The sequence below is a fragment of the Chryseobacterium sp. AC417 genome (assembly GCF_979258215.1).
The window spans coordinates 106,953-132,755 of record NZ_OZ409845.1; the positions used below are offsets into that span (position 1 = coordinate 106,953).

The 25,803-nt window shown below is 34.8% G+C and carries 21 protein-coding genes and 2 pseudogenes; 10 read left to right on the top strand and 13 right to left on the bottom strand.

Annotated features, from left to right (window positions below):
* The first annotated feature begins 38 nt into the window (after positions 1 to 38).
* Together ACZZ9T_RS00560 and dusB are read left to right on the top strand one after the other, a co-directional pair.
* Positions 39 to 3,238 (top strand): annotated as a pseudogene (locus ACZZ9T_RS00560) (hypothetical protein).
* A gap of 136 nt (positions 3,239 to 3,374) precedes the next feature.
* Positions 3,375 to 4,370, top strand: a complete 996-nt coding sequence (gene dusB / locus ACZZ9T_RS00565; RefSeq protein ID WP_463440491.1) for a tRNA dihydrouridine synthase DusB — start codon at positions 3,375 to 3,377, stop codon at positions 4,368 to 4,370.
* Positions 4,371 to 4,442: 72 nt separating this feature from the next.
* Here dusB and deoC read toward each other — a convergent pair whose 3' ends face one another.
* From deoC to ACZZ9T_RS00590, 5 genes are all read right to left on the bottom strand, one after another.
* Positions 4,443 to 5,189 (bottom strand): deoxyribose-phosphate aldolase, encoded by a 747-nt coding sequence (gene deoC / locus ACZZ9T_RS00570; RefSeq protein ID WP_463442968.1) that lies wholly within the window; start codon positions 5,187 to 5,189, stop codon positions 4,443 to 4,445.
* Positions 5,189 to 5,659 carry an Lrp/AsnC ligand binding domain-containing protein gene (locus ACZZ9T_RS00575; RefSeq protein ID WP_463429505.1) on the bottom strand — a complete coding sequence of 157 codons (471 nt, stop codon included), beginning with the start codon at positions 5,657 to 5,659 and terminating at the stop codon, positions 5,189 to 5,191. The genes deoC and ACZZ9T_RS00575 overlap by 1 nt, the downstream gene beginning before the upstream one ends.
* 24 nt (positions 5,660 to 5,683) lie before the next feature.
* Positions 5,684 to 6,616: an endonuclease/exonuclease/phosphatase family protein gene (locus ACZZ9T_RS00580; protein ID WP_463440492.1), complete on the bottom strand. Its 933-nt coding sequence runs from the start codon at positions 6,614 to 6,616 to the stop codon at positions 5,684 to 5,686.
* Positions 6,617 to 6,901: 285 nt separating this feature from the next.
* Positions 6,902 to 7,576, bottom strand: a complete 675-nt coding sequence (trmD, locus tag ACZZ9T_RS00585; RefSeq protein WP_463429507.1) for a tRNA (guanosine(37)-N1)-methyltransferase TrmD — start codon at positions 7,574 to 7,576, stop codon at positions 6,902 to 6,904.
* On the bottom strand, positions 7,573 to 8,835 hold the full coding sequence (locus ACZZ9T_RS00590; protein WP_463440493.1) for an NAD(P)/FAD-dependent oxidoreductase: 1,263 nt from the start codon (positions 8,833 to 8,835) through the stop codon (positions 7,573 to 7,575). The genes trmD and ACZZ9T_RS00590 overlap by 4 nt, the downstream gene beginning before the upstream one ends.
* A 65-nt stretch (positions 8,836 to 8,900) precedes the next feature.
* Here ACZZ9T_RS00590 and ACZZ9T_RS00595 point away from each other — a divergent pair, with 65 nt between their 5' ends.
* Positions 8,901 to 9,764, top strand: coding sequence for a glycoside hydrolase family 25 protein (locus tag ACZZ9T_RS00595; protein ID WP_463440494.1), 864 nt, complete (start codon positions 8,901 to 8,903; stop codon positions 9,762 to 9,764).
* 54 nt (positions 9,765 to 9,818) lie between these two features.
* Here ACZZ9T_RS00595 and ACZZ9T_RS00600 read toward each other — a convergent pair whose 3' ends face one another.
* Both ACZZ9T_RS00600 and ACZZ9T_RS00605 read right to left on the bottom strand, forming a co-directional pair.
* Complete coding sequence (locus ACZZ9T_RS00600) at positions 9,819 to 10,955, bottom strand: 8-amino-7-oxononanoate synthase (protein ID WP_463440495.1); 1,137 nt, start codon at positions 10,953 to 10,955, stop codon at positions 9,819 to 9,821.
* Between the two features lie 45 nt (positions 10,956 to 11,000).
* Complete coding sequence (locus tag ACZZ9T_RS00605; RefSeq protein ID WP_463440496.1) at positions 11,001 to 11,510, bottom strand: DUF1761 domain-containing protein; 510 nt, start codon at positions 11,508 to 11,510, stop codon at positions 11,001 to 11,003.
* A gap of 267 nt (positions 11,511 to 11,777) precedes the next feature.
* Between ACZZ9T_RS00605 and ACZZ9T_RS00610 the strand changes: the two genes are divergently transcribed.
* Both ACZZ9T_RS00610 and ACZZ9T_RS00615 read left to right on the top strand, forming a co-directional pair.
* A complete protein-coding gene (locus ACZZ9T_RS00610) occupies positions 11,778 to 13,022 on the top strand; it encodes a cation:proton antiporter (protein ID WP_463440497.1) in 1,245 nt (414 codons plus the stop codon).
* 107 nt (positions 13,023 to 13,129) lie between these two features.
* Entirely contained in the window at positions 13,130 to 15,028 is a 1,899-nt protein-coding gene (locus tag ACZZ9T_RS00615) for an ABC-F family ATP-binding cassette domain-containing protein (protein ID WP_463440498.1), read from the top strand.
* Positions 15,029 to 15,088: 60 nt separating this feature from the next.
* On the opposite strand, the gene ACZZ9T_RS00620 is transcribed toward ACZZ9T_RS00615, so the two are convergent.
* Together ACZZ9T_RS00620 and ACZZ9T_RS00625 are read right to left on the bottom strand one after the other, a co-directional pair.
* Positions 15,089 to 15,247 (bottom strand): hypothetical protein, encoded by a 159-nt coding sequence (locus tag ACZZ9T_RS00620; protein WP_463429515.1) that lies wholly within the window; start codon positions 15,245 to 15,247, stop codon positions 15,089 to 15,091.
* 8 nt (positions 15,248 to 15,255) lie between these two features.
* Complete coding sequence (locus ACZZ9T_RS00625; RefSeq protein ID WP_463440499.1) at positions 15,256 to 16,314, bottom strand: Gfo/Idh/MocA family oxidoreductase; 1,059 nt, start codon at positions 16,312 to 16,314, stop codon at positions 15,256 to 15,258.
* 184 nt (positions 16,315 to 16,498) lie between these two features.
* Between ACZZ9T_RS00625 and ACZZ9T_RS00630 the strand changes: the two genes are divergently transcribed.
* From ACZZ9T_RS00630 to ACZZ9T_RS00640, 3 genes are all read left to right on the top strand, one after another.
* Entirely contained in the window at positions 16,499 to 18,829 is a 2,331-nt protein-coding gene (locus tag ACZZ9T_RS00630; RefSeq protein WP_463440500.1) for a TonB-dependent siderophore receptor, read from the top strand.
* Between the two features lie 85 nt (positions 18,830 to 18,914).
* Positions 18,915 to 19,430 carry a hypothetical protein gene (locus ACZZ9T_RS00635; RefSeq protein ID WP_463440501.1) on the top strand — a complete coding sequence of 172 codons (516 nt, stop codon included), beginning with the start codon at positions 18,915 to 18,917 and terminating at the stop codon, positions 19,428 to 19,430.
* A gap of 155 nt (positions 19,431 to 19,585) precedes the next feature.
* The gene (locus ACZZ9T_RS00640) at positions 19,586 to 20,176 is read left to right on the top strand and encodes a hypothetical protein (RefSeq protein WP_463429519.1); all 591 of its coding nucleotides are present in this window, start codon (positions 19,586 to 19,588) and stop codon (positions 20,174 to 20,176) included.
* A gap of 102 nt (positions 20,177 to 20,278) precedes the next feature.
* Here ACZZ9T_RS00640 and ACZZ9T_RS00645 read toward each other — a convergent pair whose 3' ends face one another.
* Positions 20,279 to 20,914, bottom strand: coding sequence for a peroxiredoxin (locus ACZZ9T_RS00645; protein WP_463440502.1), 636 nt, complete (start codon positions 20,912 to 20,914; stop codon positions 20,279 to 20,281).
* A 97-nt stretch (positions 20,915 to 21,011) separates the two neighbouring features.
* Here ACZZ9T_RS00645 and ACZZ9T_RS00650 point away from each other — a divergent pair, with 97 nt between their 5' ends.
* Positions 21,012 to 21,896 (top strand): mechanosensitive ion channel family protein, encoded by an 885-nt coding sequence (locus ACZZ9T_RS00650; protein WP_463440503.1) that lies wholly within the window; start codon positions 21,012 to 21,014, stop codon positions 21,894 to 21,896.
* 213 nt (positions 21,897 to 22,109) lie between these two features.
* Complete coding sequence (locus ACZZ9T_RS00655; protein ID WP_463440504.1) at positions 22,110 to 22,673, top strand: hypothetical protein; 564 nt, start codon at positions 22,110 to 22,112, stop codon at positions 22,671 to 22,673.
* A gap of 54 nt (positions 22,674 to 22,727) precedes the next feature.
* Here the strand turns inward: ACZZ9T_RS00655 and gap are convergent, their stop codons facing one another.
* From gap to ACZZ9T_RS00670, 3 genes and pseudogenes are all read right to left on the bottom strand, one after another.
* Positions 22,728 to 23,738, bottom strand: a complete 1,011-nt coding sequence (gene gap, locus ACZZ9T_RS00660; RefSeq protein ID WP_463440505.1) for a type I glyceraldehyde-3-phosphate dehydrogenase — start codon at positions 23,736 to 23,738, stop codon at positions 22,728 to 22,730.
* A gap of 32 nt (positions 23,739 to 23,770) precedes the next feature.
* Positions 23,771 to 24,756, bottom strand: a pseudogene (pfkA, locus tag ACZZ9T_RS00665) (6-phosphofructokinase).
* A 159-nt stretch (positions 24,757 to 24,915) separates the two neighbouring features.
* Entirely contained in the window at positions 24,916 to 25,674 is a 759-nt protein-coding gene (locus tag ACZZ9T_RS00670; protein ID WP_463440506.1) for a TIGR03915 family putative DNA repair protein, read from the bottom strand.
* Positions 25,675 to 25,803: the final 129 nt, after the last annotated feature.

A 25,803-nucleotide genomic window follows, 5' to 3' on the forward strand; every position in this document is an offset into this window, starting at 1 on the left:
ACTTGCGGAATTCTGTTCTGATATTCTTCGTTTTGATTATGGGCTTATCTTTCAATAATGCTCAAATTTTCTCGTGGAAAAATCCCAACACTCCCAAAGACAGCATAAAAAAAGACAGTATTCTCGCAGCAAGGCTTGAACAGGACATTTTCGCAAAAGATACTATGGATTTTGTGAAGATGAGCAACCGGGTTATCGTTGATGAAGCTGTACTGGCAAAAAATGATAAAAAGAGATTTTTAGGTGAACTTAATTCCAAAGGTTCAATTATTCGCGGGATTACTTTTGGTAACAATCAGGGGCAATCTGTACAGAGCTCGATGGATTTGCAGATTTCCGGAAGATTGTCCAAAGACGTTACTATTTTAGCGAGTATATCAGATCACAATTTACCCATTCAGGCAGATGGATATACGCAAACACTTGAAGAATTTGACAAGATTTATATGCAGCTTAATATTAAGGATAAATCAATCCTCAGAGCAGGGCATCTGGATCTTTTAGACGATAAAAATTACTTTGCAAAATATCAGAGACGAAGCATGGGACTTCAGTTTCAGACACAATTCGGGACTGAAAACAAAACCTTTGTAGATGTTTCTATGGGCGTTGCAAGAAGTGAGTTTCACAGAATCCGTTTTCAGGGGGTGGAAGGAAATCAGGGTCCTTATCGTTTGACAGGGAAAAATGGCGAACAGTTTATCACGCTGATTTCGGGATCAGAACAGGTATTTATTGACGGTATTTTGATGAAACGTGGTGAAAATCAGGATTATATTATCAATTACAATACAGGTGAAGTTACTTTCACCAGTTTCCGACCAATTTTTCAGCAGAATTTTATTACGATTTCGTTTAATTATACCAATAGAAATTATTCCAGATATTTATTTACCGGAAAGCTGGAGCATCAGCGGGAGAAATTCAGAATCGGACTCAACTGGTTTATGGAAAACGACAATAAAAATGCACCATTAGCTTTAAATTTATCCAAAGAAGACGAACAGATTTTAGCCGATGCCGGAAATGATCCCAATCTCAGTGTATGCACCTTCCGGAGTGGTTTCAGAATACGATGTAAACAAAATTCTTTATAGTCTGGTTCAGGATCCAAACGGTAATTATTATCAATATTCCACAGATGTCACTCAAACATTGTATGCTGTTTCTTTCACCTATTTCGGGGTCAATCTTGGAGATTATAAACTCACCCAAACTACCAATAACGGGCGGGTTTTTGAATATGTAGGACCCAATGCGGGAGATTACCGAGCGGTGAGAAAACTACCGTCACCACAGAAATCTCAGGTTTATACTCTAAACTCTGAATATCTTTTAAAAGACGGAAAAATAGGTGCCGATATTTCTCTGAGCAACTATGATATCAATTTATTTTCTTCAAAAGATTCTGATCAGAATTTAGGATATGCAGCAAGAATTTTCGGGAATAAAACATTTACAAAAAACAGCTGGAGAGGTACCCCAAGTTTCGAATACCAATACATTGACAAGCAGTTTCACATTCTTGACCGAATCAACGATGTCGAATTTTCTCGGGATTTTAACTTAGCCCAGGAATTCAGTGGAAGAACACAGAACAGATTTATTTTTAACTTCCTGAATAAATGGAGCAATAAATCTGCTTTGAACTACCGCCTCAATTATCTTGACGAACAGGATTCTTATAAAGGAATTAAAAATGATCTGGATTTCAGCTGGATCAAAGGAAAGTTTCTTACTAAAGGGAATTTATCTTACTCTGGATACCAATGCAACCCTACAGGACACAAAATTTATACGTGGAGGTGCTGCAACAGAATATACGGGTGCAAAAGGAAGTTGGGCTTTAGGTGGAAGCATGGAGCATAACGAAAAGAAATTTAATGACACTCAGTTGATGGATGTCACAAGTTTCAGCTGGAAAGAATTATTTGTGCAAAAGAAAATTGGTGACAGCGCCAGAACTAAACTTTTGTCTAAAATGTACATCCGGGATAATGACTCTGTGCGTGATAACAGACTTCAGAACATGAACAGGATTTTAGGTTTCATGGCAGAAAGTCAATTGATTAAAACCGAGAAAACCAGTTTAAATGCACTAATTCACTACAGAAAATTCTTCTACAAAAATGAGGATGTAGATATGAATCAGAATAAAGATTTTGTCGTAGGAAACATTCTTTACAATCAGCAGTTATTTAAAAACGGAATGCGTCTACAGGCTTTCTATGAATTAGGCAACGGACAGGAAGCACAACGTGAATTTCAATATATAAAGGTAACGGATGGGCAGGGAGTTTACAAATGGACTGATTATAATGGTGATGGCACACAGCAGCTGGATGAATTTGAGATTGCCGAGTATTCAGATTTGGCGCAATATATAAGGATTTATACAAATTCTGTTCGGTATATCCCGTCTAACAAAAACAAATTGCAGTTGGCATTATTTGTTAATCCTTCTATTATATTTAATTCTGAAAATAAATTTTTAAAACGCTGGAATTTCAATGTATCACTCAATTCTCAAAATTCTTATTTCAAAAGAGAGAAAGTTTTGGTGCTGAATCCGTTTGAGAAAAGTGAGGATCAGATTCTCAAAAATCAGAATATTTTGGCATCCGTTCAGTTTAACCCCACCGAAATATCCGGCTGGAACGGAAATTACCGCTTTATTGCCAACGACAACCTTATCAATGCCAATTTCAGTAATGAAGAGAGAAACCAGACTTCCCATTTTGTGAACCTCGGATATTGGTTTAATAAAGAATTCCGTGTTGATTGGGAAAACTCTGTTCATGATCTGCAAAACTCTTCACAGGTCTTTGCAACCAGAGACTACAGACTGAATAATTTTGAAACCAAGCCGAAAGCGACTTACAAATTTACAGATGCGATACAGGCAGAATTTTCTTCTGCTTACCGTGAGAAAAAACGTGTAGACGGCGAAGAACTACTGAAAGCTTTTGATATCACAGGAACGCTTCAGTGGGAACGTAAGAAAACTTCCATTAGAGGAAACTTCTCTTTCATTAATAATGATTTTACCGGAAACAATTTCAGTATCGTTGGAAACCAAATGCTTGACGGTTTAAAACCCGGAAAAAACCAGGTCTGGAGCGTATTTATTCAGCAAGCGATCAATTCTTTCTTACAATTAAATCTTAATTATGAAGGAAGAAATTCTGGTGATCGTACGATTCATATTGGAAGCATGCAGGTGAAGGCGAGTTTTTAGAGGTTTAGAGTTTTAGAGTTTTAGAGTTTTAGAGTTTTAGAGTTTTAGAGTTTTAGAGAAAATGACTTTTTATCTTAAATAATTACTATAGAAAATTTCAAAACCTTTAAAGTTTAGAATTTCGTAAATTTGCGCCATGATAAAAATAGGCAACATAGAACTGCCGGAATTTCCGCTTTTGCTTGCACCCATGGAAGACGTGAGTGATCCGCCATACAGAAGACTGTGTAAATTGCATGGTGCAGATATGATGTATTCAGAATTTATCTCTTCTGAAGGCTTGATTCGTGATGCGATGAAAAGCCGAAAAAAGCTGGATATTTTCGATTATGAAAGACCTGTGGGAATCCAGATTTTCGGTGGTGATGAAGAAGCGATGGCAATGTCTGCAAGGATTGTAGAGACAGTAAACCCAGATTTGGTAGACATCAATTTTGGCTGCCCGGTAAAAAAAGTGGTTTGCAAAGGCGCAGGAGCAGGAGTTTTGAAAGATGTTGATATGATGGTTCGTTTAACGAAAGCCGTTGTAAGTTCTACCAGTCTTCCTGTGACCGTAAAAACCCGTTTGGGATGGGACAGTAATTCTATCAATATAGATGAAGTTGCCGAACGTCTTCAGGAAACAGGAATTAAAGCTTTAACGATCCACGCAAGAACGCGCGGACAAATGTATAAAGGTGAAGCCGACTGGGAACACATCTCAAGAATTAAACAAAATCCCAATATTGAAATTCCGATTTTTGGAAACGGTGATATCGATTCGCCAGAAAAAGCTTTGGAATACAAAAATAAATATGCTTGCGACGGCATTATGATCGGTCGTGCTGCAATCGGTTATCCATGGATTTTTAATGAGATTAAACATTTCTTTGCAACCGGAGAACATCTTGATGCTCCTACGATTTCAGACCGGCTTTCGGCAGTTCGTCAACACGCTGAGTGGAGCGCAGAATGGAAAGGCGAAAAACTAGGATTGATCGAAATGAGACAACATTACAGCAATTATTTCCGTGGAATTCCTCATTTTAAAGATTTCAGAAGAAAATTCCTTGAGGTGTATTCTTTGGTAGAAATGGATGAAGTGATCAAAGAAACTGAAGGATTTTATGCTGAGTATCAAGCGCAGGTTTAATCAATATTTACATTGATTTTAAAGTTTACATAAAAACAATAAACCCATCAAAATCTGATGGGTTTGTTTATTTTAATATTCTTCCGAAGAAGATTCATTTTTTATTAAAGCTAAAGCTGAGGACGTTCCTATTCTTTTGACACCAAGATTGATCATCTTTTCGGCATCTTCATGAGTTCTCACACCGCCTGCTGCTTTTACAGGAAGCTTTCCGGCATTATCAAGCATAATTTTTATGCCTTCAAAAGTCGCTCCGTTTGGTTTTCCATCTTCAGTTTCAAAAAAACCCGTAGAAGATTTAATAAAAATTTTAGATAAATCATTATCAGAAAAATTTTCTTCAGCCCAAGTGGAAATCTTTTTCGTCAAATCAGCGATTTGCTCGTCTGATAAGGCGGCAGTTTCGATGATCCATTTCACAACTTTATGATTCTCAACGCATAACTGACTACACTCTACAAATTCTTTATGTATGTAATCAACATTTCCTTTCAAATATTCGGAATAATTGATTACAAAATCAAGTTCATCTGCACCGTCTTCAATTGCCTTTGAAGCTTCTGCCAATTTTTCATCCACAGAAAAAGTTCCTTCATGAAAGCCAATCACCGTTCCCAAAACAACATCTGAATTTCGCTGCTGAATATATTTTCTGATTTCGGAAACATAATCCGGACGAATCATGACTGCAAACAAATGATGATCAATCGCTTCCTGGGTAAGATCTTTTACTTTTTGTAAGGTTTCTTCTTCAGAAATTCCGGATTGTAATAGCGTTTTTAAATACGTTGAATCTAAATATTGGGCAATATTCATGATTATACTTTCAGCTGTCGGTAAATACCTTGCTCCAAAGATATAAAAGTTTCGGTTCTTGTAACTCCTTTCATTTTTTGAAGCTTATTCAGAATTTCCATCAAATGGTCATTGTCTTTGCATATAACCTTCAGGAAAATAGTATAATTTCCCGTTGTATAATGTGCTTCTACAACTTCATTCACTTCCTTTAGTGATTTTACAACTTCAGGATAATGACTTGGCTGATCCAGAAACATTCCGATGTACGAGACTACCTTATATCCAATTTTTCGTGGATTAAGAAATGAAATAGAGTTTTCTATAACTCCGGCATGTTCTAGTTTTTTGATTCTTTGGTGTACAGCTGTGGTTGAGATTCCTACCTGCTTCGATATATATGCCAAAGAGCTTTTAGCATTATCCATCAACATATAGATGATTTCTTTGTCTAAAGGGTCTAAATGATAGCTTGTACTGGTTGAGTTTTTCATCTGAAATTATTACTTTTTTTTAATTTACTTTTTTAAAACTATAAAGACAGGAAAATGGTCACTGTAACCACCCAAATAACGGGTTCCTGCGTAGGTTCTGAAAGGTCTGTCGCTGAACATTTTGTTTCTGCTTCTCAGTTTTTCGGGCTTGAAAATCTTTGCATCATAGAATGATAATTTCTGATGGTCTTCAAAAAAAGATTTCGATAATAAAATTTGGTCAAATAAAAGACCCGATTTATAATGAAATGCCGAATAATTTTTGTCTGAATAAAGCTCTTGAAAAGGATTGATTAAAAAGGCTTCATTCTTATCATCAAGAAGTAGTTTTGTAAGATTTTCTCCGTCCGGATTTTCGTTAAAATCACCACAAAGAATGACATTTTCTCTTTCAACATTCACGATTTGAAGAATTCTGTTTCTAATTTCGCTCAGGATGTAATCACGTTTTGGCTGATTGATATCTTTTTCGCGTTTTGAGGGAAGATGAGCTACAAAAACATTGATGATTTCTTCTTTGTATTTTACTTTTGAATACAATACATCTCTTGTTGTATCATAGTTTTCCGGGTTTTTATCTTCTATTTCGAAGAAAAATGTGATGGCTTCAGAATCTAGAATTTCCACTTTAGATTTGTCGTAAATCATCGCTACATCCACCTTTCTTTCATCCATAGAATTGTAATGTACGATTCCGTAATTCGAATTGAAAGGACTCATTTCCACAAGATCTTCCAAGACTTTTTTTCCAGAAACTTCAGAGAGACCAATCATACAGGGCAAAATGCCTGTTTCATCTTTCATAAGCTGGAATACGTGCGAAATTTTGAAAAGCTTGTCTCTGTATTTTCTTTCATCCCAGTTCCTAAGTCCCGAAGTGGTGGGATCAAGCCTGTGATTAGGCAGCGGATCTGGCAAAAACAAATTTTCTACATTATAAAAAGCAAACAATTCCATCTACACGAATTTCTATTAACATTCTGAAATTTCAGATTTTAATTTCAGAATGTAAATTTATTGTTTTTTTTAGTATCATACTAGTAATCATAATTAAATTTTCACATAAAACGCTGAAAAATTACCATAATCGTAAGCTTGTTTATTTATGACAGTCAAAATTTTAAAAAAAATGAATTTACATTCACAAAAAAATTCTTAATGTTAATATTATATTTTTACAATCTTACTTTGAAAACGATTGCATTATAAATTTTAAGAATAAGTTTTATACATTCTCATTATTTATTCAAGTAAATCAGGTCGTTTTTTTTGGGTAATTCTTACGGCTTCTTCGTGTCTCCATTCTTCAATTTTAGCAAAATTTCCGCTCAAAAGAATCTTTGGAACATCCAGACCTTTGTAAGATTCTGGTCTTGTGTAGATAGGTGGTGAGAGTAAATCGTCCTGAAAACTATCCGTTAATGCACTTTGCTCATCATTCAAAACTCCGGGAACCAAACGGATGATAGAATCTGCCAGAACGCACGCTGCCAATTCACCGCCTGTCAAAACAAAGTCTCCAATAGAAATTTCTTTAGTAACATGCAAGTCTCTAAGCCTCTGGTCGATACCTTTGTAATGTCCACAAATAAACATCAGGTTATTTTTTATAGAAAGCGTATTGGATATCTTTTGATTCAACGTTTCACCGTCGGGTGTTAAGTAAATAATCTCATCGTAATCTCTTTGAGATTTAAGTTCAGAAATACATTTGTCTAAAGGCTCAATCATCATGACCATTCCTGCTCCGCCACCATAAGGCTCATCATCTATTTGCCTGTGTTTGTTGATAGACCAGTCTCTCAGCTGATGAAAATGAACTTCCACCAAACCTTTATCAACTGCTCTTTTCAAAATAGAAGTTCTGAACGGACTTTCCATCAATTCTGGAAGCACGCTTATTATGTCAATTCTCATTGCTGCGTATTATTTTTATTACTTGGCGAAATAATTAAACGTAAGGAAGAATCTTTATTAAAATAGCTCCACATCCAATTGAAAAATATGGCGAGTTTATTTCTAACGCTCAAAATAAGCATTAAATGTAAAAACATCCAAAAATACCATGCTAAAAATCCCTGAAATTTAATAAATGGCAAATCTACCACGGCTCTGTGTTTCCCGATGGTTGCTAAAGAACCCTGGTCTTTATATTCATATTCAATCCATTCTCCGGAATTTTTTTTCAGAAAATTTTTACCTAAATTTTTCGCCTGATTTATTGCAACATTAGCAACCTGCGGATGTCCCTGCGGATATTTAGGAGTCTCCATGTAGGCGATATCTCCTACGGCAAAAATGTTTTCGTAACCTTTTATTTTATTAAAACGGTCTACAATATATCGGTTTCTGATTAATTTTTCTGAAGGGAAACCGTCAATCACATTGCCTACAACTCCTGCTGCCCAAATGACATTATTAGAAGGGATTTGTTTTCCGCTTTTCAGAAAAACTTTATCTCCATCATAATCTGTCACTACTTCCCCACTCATAAAATCTACTCCGAGATCTTTCAGATATTTCTCAGATTGTTGTTGGGCTTCCTGGCTCATCACTGCCAAAGGTTTTTCTGTAGAGCTTACCAGAATAATTTTCAGGTGATTAAAATTCATGTAAGGATAGTCACGAGGAAGAATTTCTTTTTTCATTTCAGAAAACGCTCCCGCCAATTCTACTCCGGTCGGTCCGCTTCCTACGATGACGATATTCCAGTTTCCATCATCACTACGGCTTTTTTCAAGAATTAATTTTTCGAAAGTCATCAAAACATGATTTCTGATTCTGATGGCTTCCTGGGTATTTTTCATCCCGAAAGCTTTACTTTCCAAATCTTTATTTCCGAAAAAATTAGTTTTGCAACCTGTCGCAATAATAAGCTTATCGTAGGTAAATTCTGCTTCGTCGGTAATGACTTTATTTTGAGAAGGTATAATTTCTTTAACCTCAGTCAATCGAAACTGGGTATTTCTGGATTCCTGAAAAATCTTACGAAAAGGAAATGAAATATTGGAAGGCTCTATCCTGCCGCAAGCCACCTGATAAAACAAGGGCTGAAACATATGATGGTTGACTCTGTCGAGAACAATTACTTTTTTATTTTTGTTATTTAATGTTTTCGCAAGCTGCAGCCCCGCAAAACCTCCTCCGATGATGATGATCTTTTCGCGTGTTTCCATAGTACACAAATTTACTTATTTTATTTAGTATTTTAGGGGTTAAAAAGTTAGTTTTGCAAAACTTTATGAGTCCGAAAAAGTATACCAAAAGAGCTGCCAAAAGCATCCATAAAAACCGCTGGAAAAATTATTTTTTCCGACGTAAAGTGGTGTTGGTTCTATTGATTATTGCATTGGTGGGAACAGGATTATACCTCAAACAATCAATAAGTTATTATTATGCTTTACATTTTAACAAATTTACTCACAAAAAGCTTCAAAACAGCGAAAAGGAAACTTTAAGAATCCAGAAAATTATCAGCAATAATCTTGATAAAACATATGGTTTTGACATTTCGCACTACCAAAACAGAGAAGATATCAAATGGGATAGTCTGAGCATAGGAAATAAAACGATTCCGCTTGAATTTGTAGTGATGCGTGCAACAATGGGAAACCGTAGTGCCGACAAACATTTTGATGAATTTTGGCAACAGGCACAGAAATACAATCTCATTCGTGGAGCCTATCATTTTTACCGAGCTGATGAAGACCCAATTATTCAGGCAAATAATTTTTTGGAAAATGTAAAACTCGAAAGTGGTGATCTTCCGCCGATATTAGACATTGAAAAAATTCCGAGAAGAAAATCGAATAAAAAACTGGTTGAAGATCTGAAAATCTGGTGTAAGATCATTGAAGAAACGTATGGTGAAAAACCAATCATCTACACCTATTATCATTACTATAAAGATTTTTTGAAAGGTGAATTTGATGATTATCCTCTTTGGCTGGCCAATTACAATGATGTTCCTACTCCATCGCCAGATGACCAGTGGGATTTCTGGCAATTCAGTGAAAAAGGAATCGTTTACGGAATCAACACTAAAGTTGATCTGGATGTTTACAATGGCGGGATCTGGTCTCTGAAAAGCCTGACTTTGGATTGAAAATATTTAAATTTGAAAGGGTTTAAATGCTTTCTGCAATATTAAAATAACCGATTATAAATCTTTAAACGGTTTTCGCTGAATCCATTCAACAATAGGATTTAATGAAGTAAAAATCTTTTCTATAAAGTAATTTACAAGCAGATTATTATGTTTAATCAATCCGAATATCTCAACCGGTTCGGCACCAATTGTCGATTTGATTTCCAATGCGGTTCTGCCAAAAATGATCCGACTGAATTTTTCGTTGATCCCAAATTCTACCATATCTAAAAGCATATTCAGATAGATTTGTTTTTCCTTTTGAAGCTTTTTGTCATAACCCAGAAAATAAGTATCTATATCTTTATTATTGAGAATTAAAGTATAGAAGCCAATCAGTTTTTCATTTAAATAATATCCAAAAACCCTGAAATTTTCTTCCAAAGATTCTTTCATGCTTTCAAAATGATTTTCGGTGAGAAAAAAAGTATTGAAGGGCGCATTTTCAGCAACATTTTGGTATAAAACGTTCATCTCTTTCTGATGATTTCTGATGGTGTCTATACTCATCTCAGATTTTGTAATTCCGGTGATTTTTTTCTTTGCAGATTTAGCCCTGGTTCTGTATTTTGTTGAAAATGCGTTGAGATAATCATCAAATCTCACCCAGTTTTCTTTCAGATTTAAAATCATGTTGGGTTGTACCGAAAATCTATAAAACGATCTGTAATTTTTAGCTTGAAAATAGGTAATAAAACTTGCCTGATAATCTTTGTAAATAATAAGCGATGTTTTTCCTTCCTGATTTTGCATTTTCTGAACAGCATCATCCAAAAGCCTGATTGCCTGATCAATGGTAATCTTTGAAGCATCAAAATAAAATCCGTTTTGTCCGGTCAGCATATTATTTCCCAAAATCATCACATCTTTTGTGATTTTTTTGGTGATGAAATTTTTAATATTACAAAAGGTTTCCCTTTTCTGAAAAGTTTTATGCTGAATAAAATTTAAATGCTGAAACAATGCTCCACCCATCAGCTCTTCATCTTTAAAAAAACCTACATAAAAGCATTTCATATTTTCGGGACATGAAGATTCTAATGTCTCAAAATATTCTTTAGACAACATAATATTATACTGTCCAATGATATGATCCCATTCATCAGGAATTTCCGCGGAAAGTCTATATTTTTTTAAAGTAAACTTCATAAAAAAGGCTACAAATGCAGCCTATATTTTCAAAATATGTAAAAACTATTTCGGAGTAACAAGATTGAACCCATCAATAGCGTACCATCCGCAGATAATGCCACCCATGATGGTGATCGTTATCGTCCAGTAACCAGTATTGATAAAAGTATATTTCCATGATTTTCTTTCAAACATTGCATTAATTGCAATTAAAGGAAATACGAAAAAAATTCCTGTCATAAAACCGTGCAAAGCGCCATGACCAAATGATCTGAAACTATTCCCATAATCTTTCATAAATTCTGTAAAAGAAGGTTTTGCTAAATTTTCATCTCCACCAATTAAACCTAATGCTCCATATTGATGAATGGTTACTATTTGCAGAAACATACCGATCATGATTGATAAAATAATCGAAACCACAAACACCACAATCATATTGGTATTCTTCAGTTTTTCTTCAGACAGTCCGGTTTCTTTCATCCAGGCATTTCCAAAAACTTTTGGATGATACCAGATAAAACCCATTACTAAGGGAATTAAGGCTGCAAATAGAATTGCGAGAAAGTTCATTTGTATCATAATTTTATGTTTTAATGTAATGCTCAAATCTACATTAAAAAATATTATAATGCCCAATTTGATGAAAATTATTCTTAAAAACCTGTTAAAGTGATTGTTCTTTTAGTATAAATAATTTGACTGCGAGAGTCTATTTTTAATTAAAAACCATAAAGACTTTATGGCTGAATTTTTGATTACTTTAAAGTGTTTTTTCTTTAAAACAATAATTTCTCATTAACAATTCATCTCAGATTTTTTCAGCTAATCATATAATTTATGGATCAATATATACTTATTTTAACTTTCATAGGATTTGCGATCTTTACCATGGTCTGGATGCCAAAAATTGCGGAGTTTACAGGTATATCATATTCTGTGTTTTTTGTTATTTTGGGTTTTATATTATACTTACTTATACCACAGTATTTACCCGATCCGTTGCCACAGAAAAACGAAAGCATAACGCTGCATCTTACCGAGCTCATCGTCATCATATCAATCATGGGAACCGGAATAAAAATTGACCGAGCTTTTTCCTTAAAAAGCTGGGCTTCTACCCTAAAGCTTATTTCTATAACCATGATCCTCTGCATCTTTGCAGCAACTGTTTTTGGATATTATTTTTTAGGATTAGGGCTTGCTTCTGCAACGTTGCTTGGTGCAGTTTTGGCGCCCACAGATCCTGTGCTCGCTTCTGATGTACAGGTTGGCCCGCCTAATGAAAAGGGCAAATCTGAGACTAAGTTTGCTCTCACATCCGAGGCTGGTCTCAATGACGGCGTTGCATTTCCGTTTACCTGGTTAGCCATATGTATTGGTTATTCACTTTCCGGGAAAAACGTAAGTTTCTTAGATTGGTTTACTTATGATCTTTTATACCGCGTTTTTACAGGAATATTAATCGGATATTTAATAGGAAAAGCTATTGGTTATCTGATATTTAAAATTGCCAACAGATATAAAGTCCTTAAAACCCGTGATGGTCTTCTTGCCATAGCCGCAACATTAATGGTTTATGGTATTACAGAACTGATTCACGGATATGGTTTTATTGCCGTTTTTGTATTTGCAATTACGCTACGACATTATGAAAAAAGTCATGAATATCATGATGATCTGCATTCTTTTACAGATCAGATAGAAAGATTACTGCTATGCATTCTGCTTATACTCTTTGGTGGAGCTCTTGCAATGGGCGTTTTAGAAAAGCTTACATGGAAAATGATTTTATTTGCATTCTTATTTTTGCTTGTTATACGTCCGCTATTTGGATATTTAGCATTAAGTACTTCAAAAATTGATATTCGGGAAAAATTGGCAATAGGATTTTTCGGAATAAGAGGGATGGGTTCTGTCTTTTACCTTGCTTTCGCTTTTACAAAATTCGATTTCAAATATCAGGATGAGCTTTGGGCTATCGTGGCATTCACTATTTTGCTATCAATACTAATGCATGGGTTTACTGCAAATTCTGTAATGAAAAAAATTATCCACCCGGTCCAAAGACCTAAAAAACCTTAATAACCTGTGACTTGTAAGTTTACAAACACCTTTAGCATACAAATACTTTTTTTAATCTACTGCGACTTTAATATTTCGTATTTTTGCACCACAAAATTTGGATATCAATGAATTACGTTGCGGCTGAGAATCTTACAAAATCTTACGGGATCAAAACCCTTTTTAAAAACATTTCTTTTAACATCAATGAAGGTGACAAAATTGCCATTGTTGCCAAAAACGGAAGCGGAAAATCTACTTTGCTGAAAATTTTAATGGGGAAAGAAATCGCAGACAGCGGTTCGGTGGTCATTAATAAAGATATTCAGGTGGTATTGTTTGATCAGGAGATTGATTTTGAATCTGATCTGACCATTGAAGAATTCATGATGACTTTAGACTCAGCTCCCATCAAAGCTCTGAAAAATTATCACAAATCACTGTTATCAGACGATCCTGATTTTATGGAAAAAGCTTTGGCTGAAATGGAAGTTCATAAAGCCTGGGATCTTGAAAATGAAATGACGCAGATACTTTCTCAGCTTAAAATCACCGATCTTGAAGCAAAAATGGGAATGCTTTCCGGTGGACAAATCAAACGTGTTGCACTGGCAAAACTTTTAACCGAAACCAGAGCAGAACACCGTCACACACTTTTAATCATGGATGAGCCGACCAACCACCTTGATGTGGAAATGGTAGAATGGCTTGAAAATTATTTGAATAAAGCAAAAATAACTTTACTTCTGGTAACTCACGACCGTTATTTCCTTGATGCAGTCTGCGGAATTATCTGGGAAATGGAAGATCAGAATCTGTACTTCCACAATGGTTCTTATGCCACTTATCTTGAGAACAAAATGATTCGTGAGGATAATATGAACTCGACCATCGATAAAGCCAACAATCTTTACAGAAAGGAGCTGGAATGGATGAGAAGACAGCCTAAAGCAAGAACTACAAAATCTAAATCGAGACAAGACGACTTTTACGAAACTGAAAAAATAGCCAAAACCGATACCCGAAAAGAATCTCTGGAGCTTGATTTTGAGATGAAAAGACTGGGCAACAAGATCTTAGAACTTAAAGACATTTCTAAAAGTTATGGTGATAAATTATTATTAAAAGATTTCAGCTATTCTTTTCAAAGAGGTGAAAAAGTAGGAATTGTAGGAAAAAACGGAGCCGGGAAATCAACTTTATTAAATATTATTCAGGGTTTTGAGCCGAAAGATTCCGGAGAAATTGAAACCGGAGAAACCATCAAATTCGGATATTTTTCTCAGAAAGGTTTAAAATATAAAGAAGAGGAAAGAGTGATTGATTTCATCAAAGACATTTCTGAAAACTTCCCTTTAGCCAACGGGAAAACAATTTCTGCCTCACAGTTTTTGAGATTATTCTTGTTTGATGATCAAACGCAGTATTCTCCGATTTCTAAACTATCGGGAGGAGAAAAAAGAAGGCTGCATTTGATGTACATTCTATATCAAAATCCGAACTTTTTGATTTTTGATGAGCCAACAAATGATCTGGATCTTCCTACTTTGACGGTTTTAGAAAATTTTCTACTGAATTTTCAGGGAAGTTTGATTATTGTTTCTCACGACAGATATTTTATGGATCGTATTGTTGATCACATTCTAGCGTTTGAAGGTGAAGGAAAAATCAAAGATTTTATCGGAAACTTTTCAGAATACCGAGAAAATAAAAAAATGGAGGATGGAAGTCAAAAAAACGAAGATAAAAAACCTAAACCTGTAACTGAAAAAGTAGTTGAAAAGCCGGTTGCAGAAACTGTCTCAAAACCACAAACTCCAAAAAAGAAATTATCTTTCAAAGAACAGCGTGAATTGGAAACCATTGAAAAAGAAATCCCTGAGTTTGAAGAAAAAAGAGCAAAGATTCTTGATCAGCTCAATAATGAAGCAGATTACGATAAAATTTCAAAACTCTCTGCCGAACTGGAAAATCTTTCAGAAAAATTGGAAAACCACGAAATGAGATGGCTTGAACTTCAGGATTAGACCATACCATATAATAAGAGCTGTTCAATAACTGGACAGTTCTTTTTTATTTCTTAAAAATTATTTATTTCTCATCATTGTAAAAATACTGTAAAACAAAAATGCAGTTCCTAATATTAGAAAACCATACCTGAGATACATATTATCATCAACCAACGTTAACCCGATTCCTACAAACAGCAAACCGATTACAGTAAAACTTGAGCTTCTTTTTTTCATGATCGTTTCTAATTTACATCTAAAACTTTCCCTTTCCTGAAACTTTCCAAAGCAACCTCAATGATTTTCATGTTTTGAATAACTTCATTTCCGAGTGATGGTAAAGCATATCCGAAAACGATATGTTCGTAGATCTGCTGATAATAATTCATATAATTTCCGGGTTTACTTGAGGTTAAAATTCTTTTCGATTCTGAATTTTCATCAAAATAATTTAGAATTCCGTCCGGTTCTTTCAAAGGCTGCATCCAATCTTTTCCGTAGGCTGGAATTGTTCCTGATCCTAATTCATTTTCCTGATCATCAGTTCGTTCCTGTAAAAAACTACCATTATCGCCAAAAATTTTGTACGCATAATGATCCTCTTTGTTGAAAACTGAAGATTTTAATCTTACTCTTAAATCATTTTTATAATAAAGCAGAATTTCAAAATAATCATTAGCAAACGCTTCACCTTTCATGGAAAATACATCCGCAAAAACTTTTTCAGGAAAACCAAAAAGCTGCGTTGCCTGATCTACAAGATGCGAACCCAGATCATGTACAGATCCTGAACCATTTTGCTCCGGATTTTCTTTGTGTTCTTTTCCACTCGCCTCTGTTCGGAAACGGTCAAAACGGATCTCAACCTCTTTGATGGTTCCTAATTTTCCATCAGATATAATTTTCTGCACCTGAAGATAATCACGATCGAATCTTCTATTCTGATAAACGCTTAAAAAAAGATTTTTTTCTTCAGCTAATCGCACCAATTCTTGTGCTTCTGAAACATTTACCGTAAATGGTTTTTCAACAATTACATTTTTTCCTGCTTCCAATGCCATTTTCACATATTCAAAATGAGTCTGAACCGGCGTATTTACGACAACCACATCTACATCAGCATTCTGAAGCATCTCTTCTACCGAACGGTAGATTGTGGCATCAGGATATTTTTCTTGAGACTCATTTTTCGATCTTTCTACAATTGCAGAGATGAAAAATCCAGGATGTTCTTTCAAAAAAGGAGCATGAAAAATTTTTCCGCTCATTCCAAAGGCACAAATCCCCACTTTTACCAATTGCATAATTTAAATTTTAAACAAATATATTATAAAAAGTGTTCCATTAATGATATTCTGTAATGCTCTAAATGCTTTTTTAAAATTAAATATGACAAAAATCAATAAATTTATTTTTAATAATTCTAAATAATAATAACTTATTTTCTACTTTTGCCAAATCATAATTCTATTCTAAATATTTAAAACCATGAAAAGAAGGATTTTCTCCTTAGGTCTTATCGCTGTAGCAGCCTCTGTAAATGCACAGATGAAAGATAATTCTGCTTCTGACACCATCAGAGTACAAACCATTGAAGACGTGAATCTTCATAAAACAGGAAATCCAAATACAGCCAGGCCTGCAACCACAAAGTCAAATCTTACAGTAATGGAAAATCCACAAGCGATTTCTATTGTTACCCATGAGATTATTGAGCAGCAACAAGCCAAACAATTAAGTGATGTTTTACAAAATGTAAACGGAGTTTATCTTACTTCTGCAAGAGGAGGCTCTCAAGACAGTTTTGGAGGTCGTGGTTTTATTTTCGGAAACGATAATATTTATAAGAATGGAGCCAGAATCAATAGTGGTGTTTTCCCCGAAGTAAGCGGTCTTGAAAGAGTTGAAGTTTTGAAAGGTGCCACTGCAATGCTTTACGGAAACGCTGCGGCAGGAGGTATTGTCAACTTAGTTACTAAAAAACCAAAATTTAATTTTGGAGGTAGTTTAGCAATGAATGCAGGAAGCTGGAATTCATATAAACCAATGGTGGATATTTACGGACCACTATCTAAGAATGTGGCATTCAGAATAAATGGTGCTTATGAATATGCAGAAAGCTTCAGAGATGTTGTAAAATCGACAAAATATTATTTTAACCCTTCATTTTTATTCAATTTAGGAGAAAGATCACAGTTAATTATTGAGGCCGATTATCTTAAAAATGACCTTACACCGGATTTCGGAATCGGGTCAATCGTTAGTAGCGATTTAAGCTACAAACTCAATGATTTATTACCGAGAAATGCATTTTTAGGAACTGATTGGCAGTATCAAAATGTACAGCAGGCTACCACAAATGTAACATTCAATCATCAGTTGAATGAGAAGTGGTCATTAAACACAAGTGCATCATATCAAAATTTTACCAAAGATTATTTCTCGACAGAAAGAGCACAATGGACTTACGAGAAAAACAGCAATCGTCTGGCTTGGGCAAACAGACCTCTTAACAGAACATACAATGAACAGAACTATACAAGTCTGCAGGCCAATTTAAACGGAGATTTTAACACTGGGAAAATTAATCATAAGATTTTAATTGGTGCTGATGCAGATTATGGTGTTTCAGATTCTTATACTTTTTACGATCCTAATATTGCAGATCCTGCAAAAGCTATTTTCGGGACAGGGTATATTTACGGAGCCAACGGAAGTGCTACAGGAACATTATATCTGGATGATCCTTCAACCTGGGTTGGCGGAAATATGCCTAACTCAGAAAAATTAGAGAAAACCAGAATCAACACTAGAAGAATTGGAGTATATGCACAGGATTTCATTAGTCTTACCAAAGAATTCAAAGTTTTAGCAGGTTTGCGTTGGTCTTACATAGAAAATATGCCAACTTTGAATACTAAGTTTAGAACAAATACAAAAATAGAAGTAACAAACTCTCCAACTTCAGATCAGGCTCTTTCTCCGAAAGTAGGCTTTGTCTATATGCCAAATGATAATTTTTCAGCATTTGCAACTTATACCAATTCATTTGCAACCAATGCAGGTTATATGTCTGGTCAGATAGATAATCTTGACCTTACAGGAACAGCAGCACAGGTAAGAAGCAGAGTAAACGATTTGCCCAAAGAAGGTATAAAACCTACTACAGTAGATCAATACGAAATAGGTGTCAAAAAAAATATCTGGAACAATGCTTTAGCAGTTAACGTAACATTATACCAAATTTTATATAATAACTTTTATCAGAATTTTTTCTATGTTGATGCTGCAGGAGCAATACAAACACCAGACACAAACTTAAAGGAATTTGCAGGTAAAATGAGAAGCCGTGGTGTAGAATTAGATATTACCGGAAATCCTAACGAAAACGTTTCAATCATTGGAGGTTTTTCTTACAACAACTCTGTATATTTAGACACGCCAGAAAAAGGATTTGTAGAAAAACAAAGATTGGTAAGAACACCCGCTACAACAGCTAACGCATCGGTATTTTATAAATTCACAAACTATGTTCCAGGTTTAAAAGCAGGAATTGGCGTATATTATATCGGGGACAGAATTGCAGGCTGGAATGATTCAAAATCTACCAACATCAGCAGAAAAGGGGTAAGCAGAATGTTTGATCTTGAAGATTACACAACAGTCTCTTTATCTCTAGGCTATGACTGGAAGAAATTCTCTTTACAAGGAAAAGTGGGCAATTTATTTGATGTAGTTAATTATAATGTGCACGAAAACTATTCGGTCAACCCAATCACACCAAGAAACTATTACTTTACCCTAACATACAGACTTTAAAATTTATACAATTAATAATTTTATTATTCTAAGTGGATGTTGCATTTTTGCAGCTTCCACTTTTGAAATTTAAATATAAACGACTATGGACAAAATTAAAGATACAAGAAGTTTTATGAGAATTGTGCACCGCTATTTAGGATTTTTTATGGCGGGAATTATGGCAATTTATGCCGTAAGCGGAATGTTGCTTATCTACAGAGATACAGATTTTCTGAAAAAGGAAAAGCTTTACGATAAAGTGATTGCTAAAAATCTTTCTGAAAAAGAACTTGAGAAAGAACTGAAAATGAAAAATCTTGAGATCAAAAAATCTGAAAATAATATTCTCTACTTTAAAAACGGAACGTATAACTCTTTAACAGGACAGGCAAAATATTCAAAAAAGGAACTTCCGTTTGTGCTTGATAAAATGACGAAACTTCACAAAGCTAAATCTGCTGATACACTTTCGCCATTGAACGCATTTTTCGGAGTCTGCCTTTTCTTCTTTGTAATCTCAAGTTTTTGGATGTTTAATCCTAAAAGTAAGGCATTTAAACGTGGTATCAAATTTGCAATTGCCGGAGTAATTATATCAGTCATTTTATTATTGATATAATATTTAAGTTCTTTCATTTTATTTAATTTTTATAACAAAAATGCACATTGCTATGACATTTCCCCATGAATAAACACTTTCAGGCTTTGTGGCACATTTATTGAATTCAAACGCTTATCAAAATGATGAACATTAACTATTAAAATTATAAATTTATGAAAAAACTAATTTTTACAGGATTATTAGCTATCGCAGGATTATCATCTACAGCAAATGCACAAATTCAAGAAGGAAACTGGATGGTAGGTAGTAGCTTACTTTCGAGCAATTTTGGATTAAATACTGGTGCAGGATATGACATTACACTTCAACCAAGAGCAGCTTATTTTATTAAAGACAATGTTGCTTTAGGAGGTTACGTAACTTTAGGACTTTCTAAGCCAGGTGCTGGTGAATCAACTCAGTTTACATATGGTGTTGGTGCGTTAGGTCGTTACTTTTTATCTCCGGGAGAAAAAGGTGTTGACAACTTATTGAACCACGGTAGATGGTTTTTAGAAGGTAACTTGGGTGTTGGTGGATTCAATGTTGAAAACGGTATTTCAACAACAGGTTTAGACTTTGGTGTAGGTCCAGGTTATTCATATTTTATCACTCCAAATATCGGTGTTGAAGGTTTAGTAAAATATAACGGCGTAACAGGTTTCGGAAATGAAGGATTAACTTCAAGAATTAGCTTTAACGTAGGTTTCAGTATCTACTTACCAACTTCTAAAGCAAAAGCAGTTGCTAACGATTTGAAATAATAAATATTTCTTTCATACAACATACAAAAGCGGCTCGGAAAATTTTCCGAGCCGCTTTTTCAAATTAAAACTAAACTATATAATAAATAAAAAATTTAAAGCCTACTGATTAGGTTGTGGAGTGTAACGAAGGTATGGTGTAATTTCTGTAACTCCTTTCGGGAAAATTGTTCTGGCATCTTCTGTGGAAATTGATGGCGGAATGATCACATCATCACCATCGTACCAATTGGCAGGAGTTGCAATTTTGTAAGAATCTACCAATTGCAGTGAGTCTAAAACTCTAAGAATTTCGTTAAAATTTCTTCCGGTTGAAGCAGGATAAGTAATTATCAATCTTACTTTTTTAGCCGGATCAATAATTAATAAAGAACGCACAGTTGCCGTTAAAGAAGCATTAGGATGAATAAAATCATACAGTTCTGAAACTTTTCTGTCTTTATCTGCTATAATCGGAAATTGCACTTCTGTATTTTGAGTCTCGTTAATATCTTTGATCCAGTTTTTATGATCTTCTACTCCATCTACACTCAGAGCAATTACTTTTGTATCTCTTTGATCAAAATCTGACTGCAATTTTGAAGTATAGCCCAATTCAGTAGTACAAACCGGGGTATAATCTGCGGGGTGAGAAAATAAAATCCCCCAAGAATCTCCAAGATATTCGTAAAAATCTATACTTCCGGCGGTTGAATCTGCCTGAAAGTTGGGTGCGGTGTCTCCTAGTTTGATTGACATACTGTTTTATTTATTAGTCTACAAATTTAATAGACTTATTCCAACTGGCAAAATTTTTGTTGAGAAATTTATTCTTAATTTTGAAAAAATATTTTTTATGAAATATGGCTTAAGCTATGTAGACACGGTTTATAAAGTTTTAGAGAATTGGTATATCGCATTTGCGAAACTCACTCCAAAACTAGTAGTAGGAATTCTTGTTTTTATGTTTTTCTTATTCACAAGTAAATACCTGAGTAAACTAGCAGTGAAGATCATGCATAAGGTTTTGCCTAAAAGCCAGAAGGAGGGTTCTGTAGTTACTATTATTGGTATCTTCAGATTCCTTATTATGATGATAGGAAGCTTCATTGCACTGGAAATTATGGGCTTCAGCGGATTTCTTTGGAAGTTTATCGGAAGCTTGGGAGTTGCAGGGGTGATTGCAGGTGTTGCTTTGAAAGATTTAGTGTCCAGCATATTTTCAGGAATGTTGATCGGCATCGATAAGGCCTTTAAAGTCGGAGATTATATTTCAATCGGAAATCACTCCGGAACGGTACAGGATATTGGTTTTTTAACGACGAAACTGATCACTGACGATGGGAAAAAAGCTTACATCCCGAATCAGGTAATTTTTAATGCGCCTTTTTACAATATTACAGCATCACCTCAGCGGAGAATTATTTTAGATTTTGAAATTCCTGCAGACGAAGATGTATCCAAAGCTCAGAAAGGAATTTTGGATGTCATTAAAAATATAGAAAATATTGACAAAATAGAAACTGCAGAAGTCATTTTTACAAGTTTAAAACAAGGTGTTTTTAATCTTCAGGCAAAATTCTGGATTATCACCGGAAGTAACATGCTGCAGATAAAGAGTGAAGCTTTAGCCAAAATTAAAAAACGTCTGGATGATGATGGTATTCCTTTGGTGACGCCAACCAGCATTAACATTACCAATACTCCATCTGAAATTCTGAAGGATCATACGGATTTGTAAAAAATCATGATTGATAGATTTCTATCCAAATACTTTTAATACCCCTGAAAATATTTTTGTAATCATTTTAAAACATTAATAAGTGACAACTAAAAGTTTTGATCATTAATTTTTGAAATATAAATCACACAAACAGGTAATTTTTTTGTATTCATAATTTTTCAAAATTTGTGTTAATAATAATCATTAAACATTAATTCTAAAATTATTATCATGAAAAAATTATCAATTGCTGCATTTTTGTTTGCCTCAGTAATGGGCTCAGCTCAAGAAAACCAAAAAACGTATGAAGTAAAACCTTACATTTCTTATCTGTCAGATTATAAGCCCTATTACAAAATGGCATATTCGCAGATTCAACTCAGAGAAGATATTTCGTTAGAAGAAAAACAAAGGTTGCTTAATGAAGAGATTATAAAGTTGAAGAATAAATTTAAACAGGAGAGAAAAACTGAATTTGAGAGCAAATTTGTAGAACTGTCAGTGAAAAACTGGTGTACCAGCAAATCTTCAGGTGGTAAAAAAAATTGTGGATATAAATATGTTGGAGCTCCTATCCCTTCTTTTTATACAACCAGAAGCTGGACTCGTGTAGTGGGGACTAATAAAGGCATCAGCATTGCTCCTGACGGAAGTTCTGCGGGTCTAAAAATGAGTGTAGCAGGAAAAGGTAGAAATTCAGGAACTCTATTTGCAACGTTTAAATACAGACCAGATTACATAACCATGACATTAGATGAAGACACCAATAAATTGTTTAATTTAGTCATCGAATAAAACAAAAAACCTTCCAAATCGGAAGGTTTCTTTATTTATAGCTGAATGCACTAATTATTTTGATAATGTAGAAGCGTGGATCAACATATCAACTAATTTGTTTGAATATCCCATCTCGTTGTCATACCAAGAAACAAGTTTTACAAAATTAGGAGAAAGCATAATACCTGCATCTTTATCGAAGATTGAAGTTCTCTTATCTCCAATGAAATCCTGAGAAACTACAGCATCTTCTGTGTATCCAAGAATACCTTTCAACTCACCTTCTGATGCCGCTTTAATCACCGCACAGATTTCGTCATAAGAGGCCGCTTTTTCAATTCTTACTGTTAAATCTACCACAGAAACGTCAACAGTTGGTACTCTGAAAGACATACCAGTCAACTTTCCGTTCAAAGAAGGAATTACTTTTCCTACCGCTTTTGCAGCGCCTGTAGAAGAAGGAATAATATTGTTTAATGCAGCTCTACCACCTCTCCAGTCTTTCGCAGAAGGACCGTCAACAGTTTTTTGAGTTGCCGTTGTAGCGTGTACAGTAGTCATCAAACCTTCTACGATTCCGAAGTTATCGTGAATTACTTTAGCCAAAGGAGCTAAACAGTTTGTAGTACAAGATGCGTTTGATAAGATTTTGATATCATCTGTAAGTTCTGTGTGGTTTACACCCATTACAAACATTGGCGTATCATCTTTAGACGGAGCAGAAAGAATTACTTTTCTTGCACCAGCATTGATGTGTGCCGTAGCACTTTCTTTATCTAAAAATAAACCTGTAGATTCTACGATATAATCTGCACCGATTTCGTTCCATTTTAAGTTATTAGGATCTCTTTCTGCAGTAACTCTGATCTTTTTACCATTTACCACAAGGTCATTTCCTTCTACAGAAACTTCTCCCGGGAAAATACCATGTACAGAATCATATTTTAACATGTAAGCCATGTATTCTGCATTGATAAGGTCATTGATACCAACGACTTCGATGTTGTCTCTTTCAGTCATTGCTCTGAAAACAAGACGACCGATTCTACCAAACCCGTTAATACCTACTTTAATTGTTGACATAATTGTTTTGATTTATTTAATTATATAAAATATTAGATTGCTAAAATTTCTGAAATCAGTAAAAGATCTTTGTTGATTTCGTTGTGTTTTTTGATGGCTTCTTCAATGGGTGTATAAACAATGTCGTTTGAGCGCATTCCTGCCATCACATTGTTTTGCCCATCCATCAATCCGGTCACGGCTCCATAACCCAGTCTGCTCGCTAAAACTCTGTCGGCACAGCTTGGTGATCCTCCTCTTTGTATATGACCTAAAATAGCCACGCGAATATCATATTCCGGAAACTCTACCTTAGTTTGCTCAGCCAGTTCATAGATATTGGCTAATTTTTCACCTTCGGCTACCACAACAATGCTGGATGCTTTTCCTGTTTTTTCTGCATTTCTGAAGTTGGCAAACAACTCATCCATACTGTCTTTTTTCTCAGGAATCAAAATATCCAAAGCTCCGGTTGCCAATCCGCTGTTTAAAGCAATAAAACCTGCATCACGACCCATTACCTCAACAAAGAAAACCCTGTTGTGAGAAGTCGCAGTATCACGGATTTTATCGATCGCATCCATTGCTGTATTCAAAGCAGTGTCGTAACCAATCGTGTTGTCTGTCCCGAAGATATCATTATCAATTGTTCCTGGAACACCAATCACTTTGATCCCGAATTCTTCGTAGAAGATTTTCGCTCCGGTAAAAGTTCCGTCACCGCCGATACACACCAATGCTTCAATTCCGTATTTCACACAATTGTCATAAGCTTCTGGCGACCTTCTTTGGTCATAAACTCTTTAGAACGGGCAGATTTCAGAATAGTTCCGCCTTGGTTGATTATATTTTTTACAGAACGAGGTCCCATTTTCAGGAAATCATCATGAATAAGACCATTGTAGCCTTCTCTCACTCCGTAACATTCGATATCGTAATAATTAGCAGTTCTTACAACCGCTCTTAATGCTGCGTTCATCCCAGGAGAGTCTCCTCCGGAAGTGAGAACTGCAATTTTTTTTACAGCACTTTCTTTCATTTAGTTAAAAATTTCAAACACAAATTTACAAAAACAAGTTCAGATAACGGCAGTATCTTGCTAATACTTTTCATCCTTTAGTATCCTGTAAATTTAAAATCAAATTGTTTTAGAAACCATTTACAATATTAATTATGAAACTCATAACTACATTTTTCGTCAAGTCTTTTCCGTTAAATACTTCCAATACCTTTTGGGAACATGCTGAATGTGTAATTTTAAATTTTTCCTTTCCACAATATTCGTTTTTGTGAAATAACGTTGCCAAAGTGTCTGATAGTTTTTCTCCTCATCATGAAATTTCTGCTGATATTTATTCAGATCTATTTTCTCTTCGGGATAAAAGAAATCGCAGGTTTCCAGATCATAAAGAATTCCGTAGTTTCTTCTCAGATCATAGATCATCCATTTCTGATCCTGATAACGGTCTTTGAAATGTTTCCTGATCAAAGGCAAAACATTAAAATCCGGATCAATTTTCGCAAAAAAAACCTCATCCTGCATTTTTTCAAATCTGACGAAAGCCGTCATACGATGCCGTTCCCTACTGACCGATTTTGAAATTTTAGCTATTCTCAAAATATCCTGATCTGCATAATTTTGAAGAATATTTTCTTTGGGATGTTTAATCGACTGTCTTACGGCAGACAAAATGATTTGTTCTGAATCTGTCTCTTCCGACAAAAAAACTTTCACCAATTCATGAATGCCCGACTTGCCAATATTATCTTCTAATCTATTTAAAACTCTTTCAGATTTTTCTTGTTGCGTAATCACCTCATGAATTTCTGCAAAGATATTTTCCTGATGAAATCTTACTTTTGAAAAAATCTCTGCATCTTTATACTTATACTCGAAAACTTCGAATATTGCGGTAAAAAGTCCGTCGAAACTGCCGTCGTAGAGTAAAGTGGTCATTTCTGAGTGGGAGAGTTTGAGAGTTTTTGGGTTGCTGTGTGATTCAGTTGTTTAAAATTTAAACTAAAGCTTCAACAGCAAATACTCAATATTATTATTTGTGTAATTCGTGAAAATATTCGTGCATGA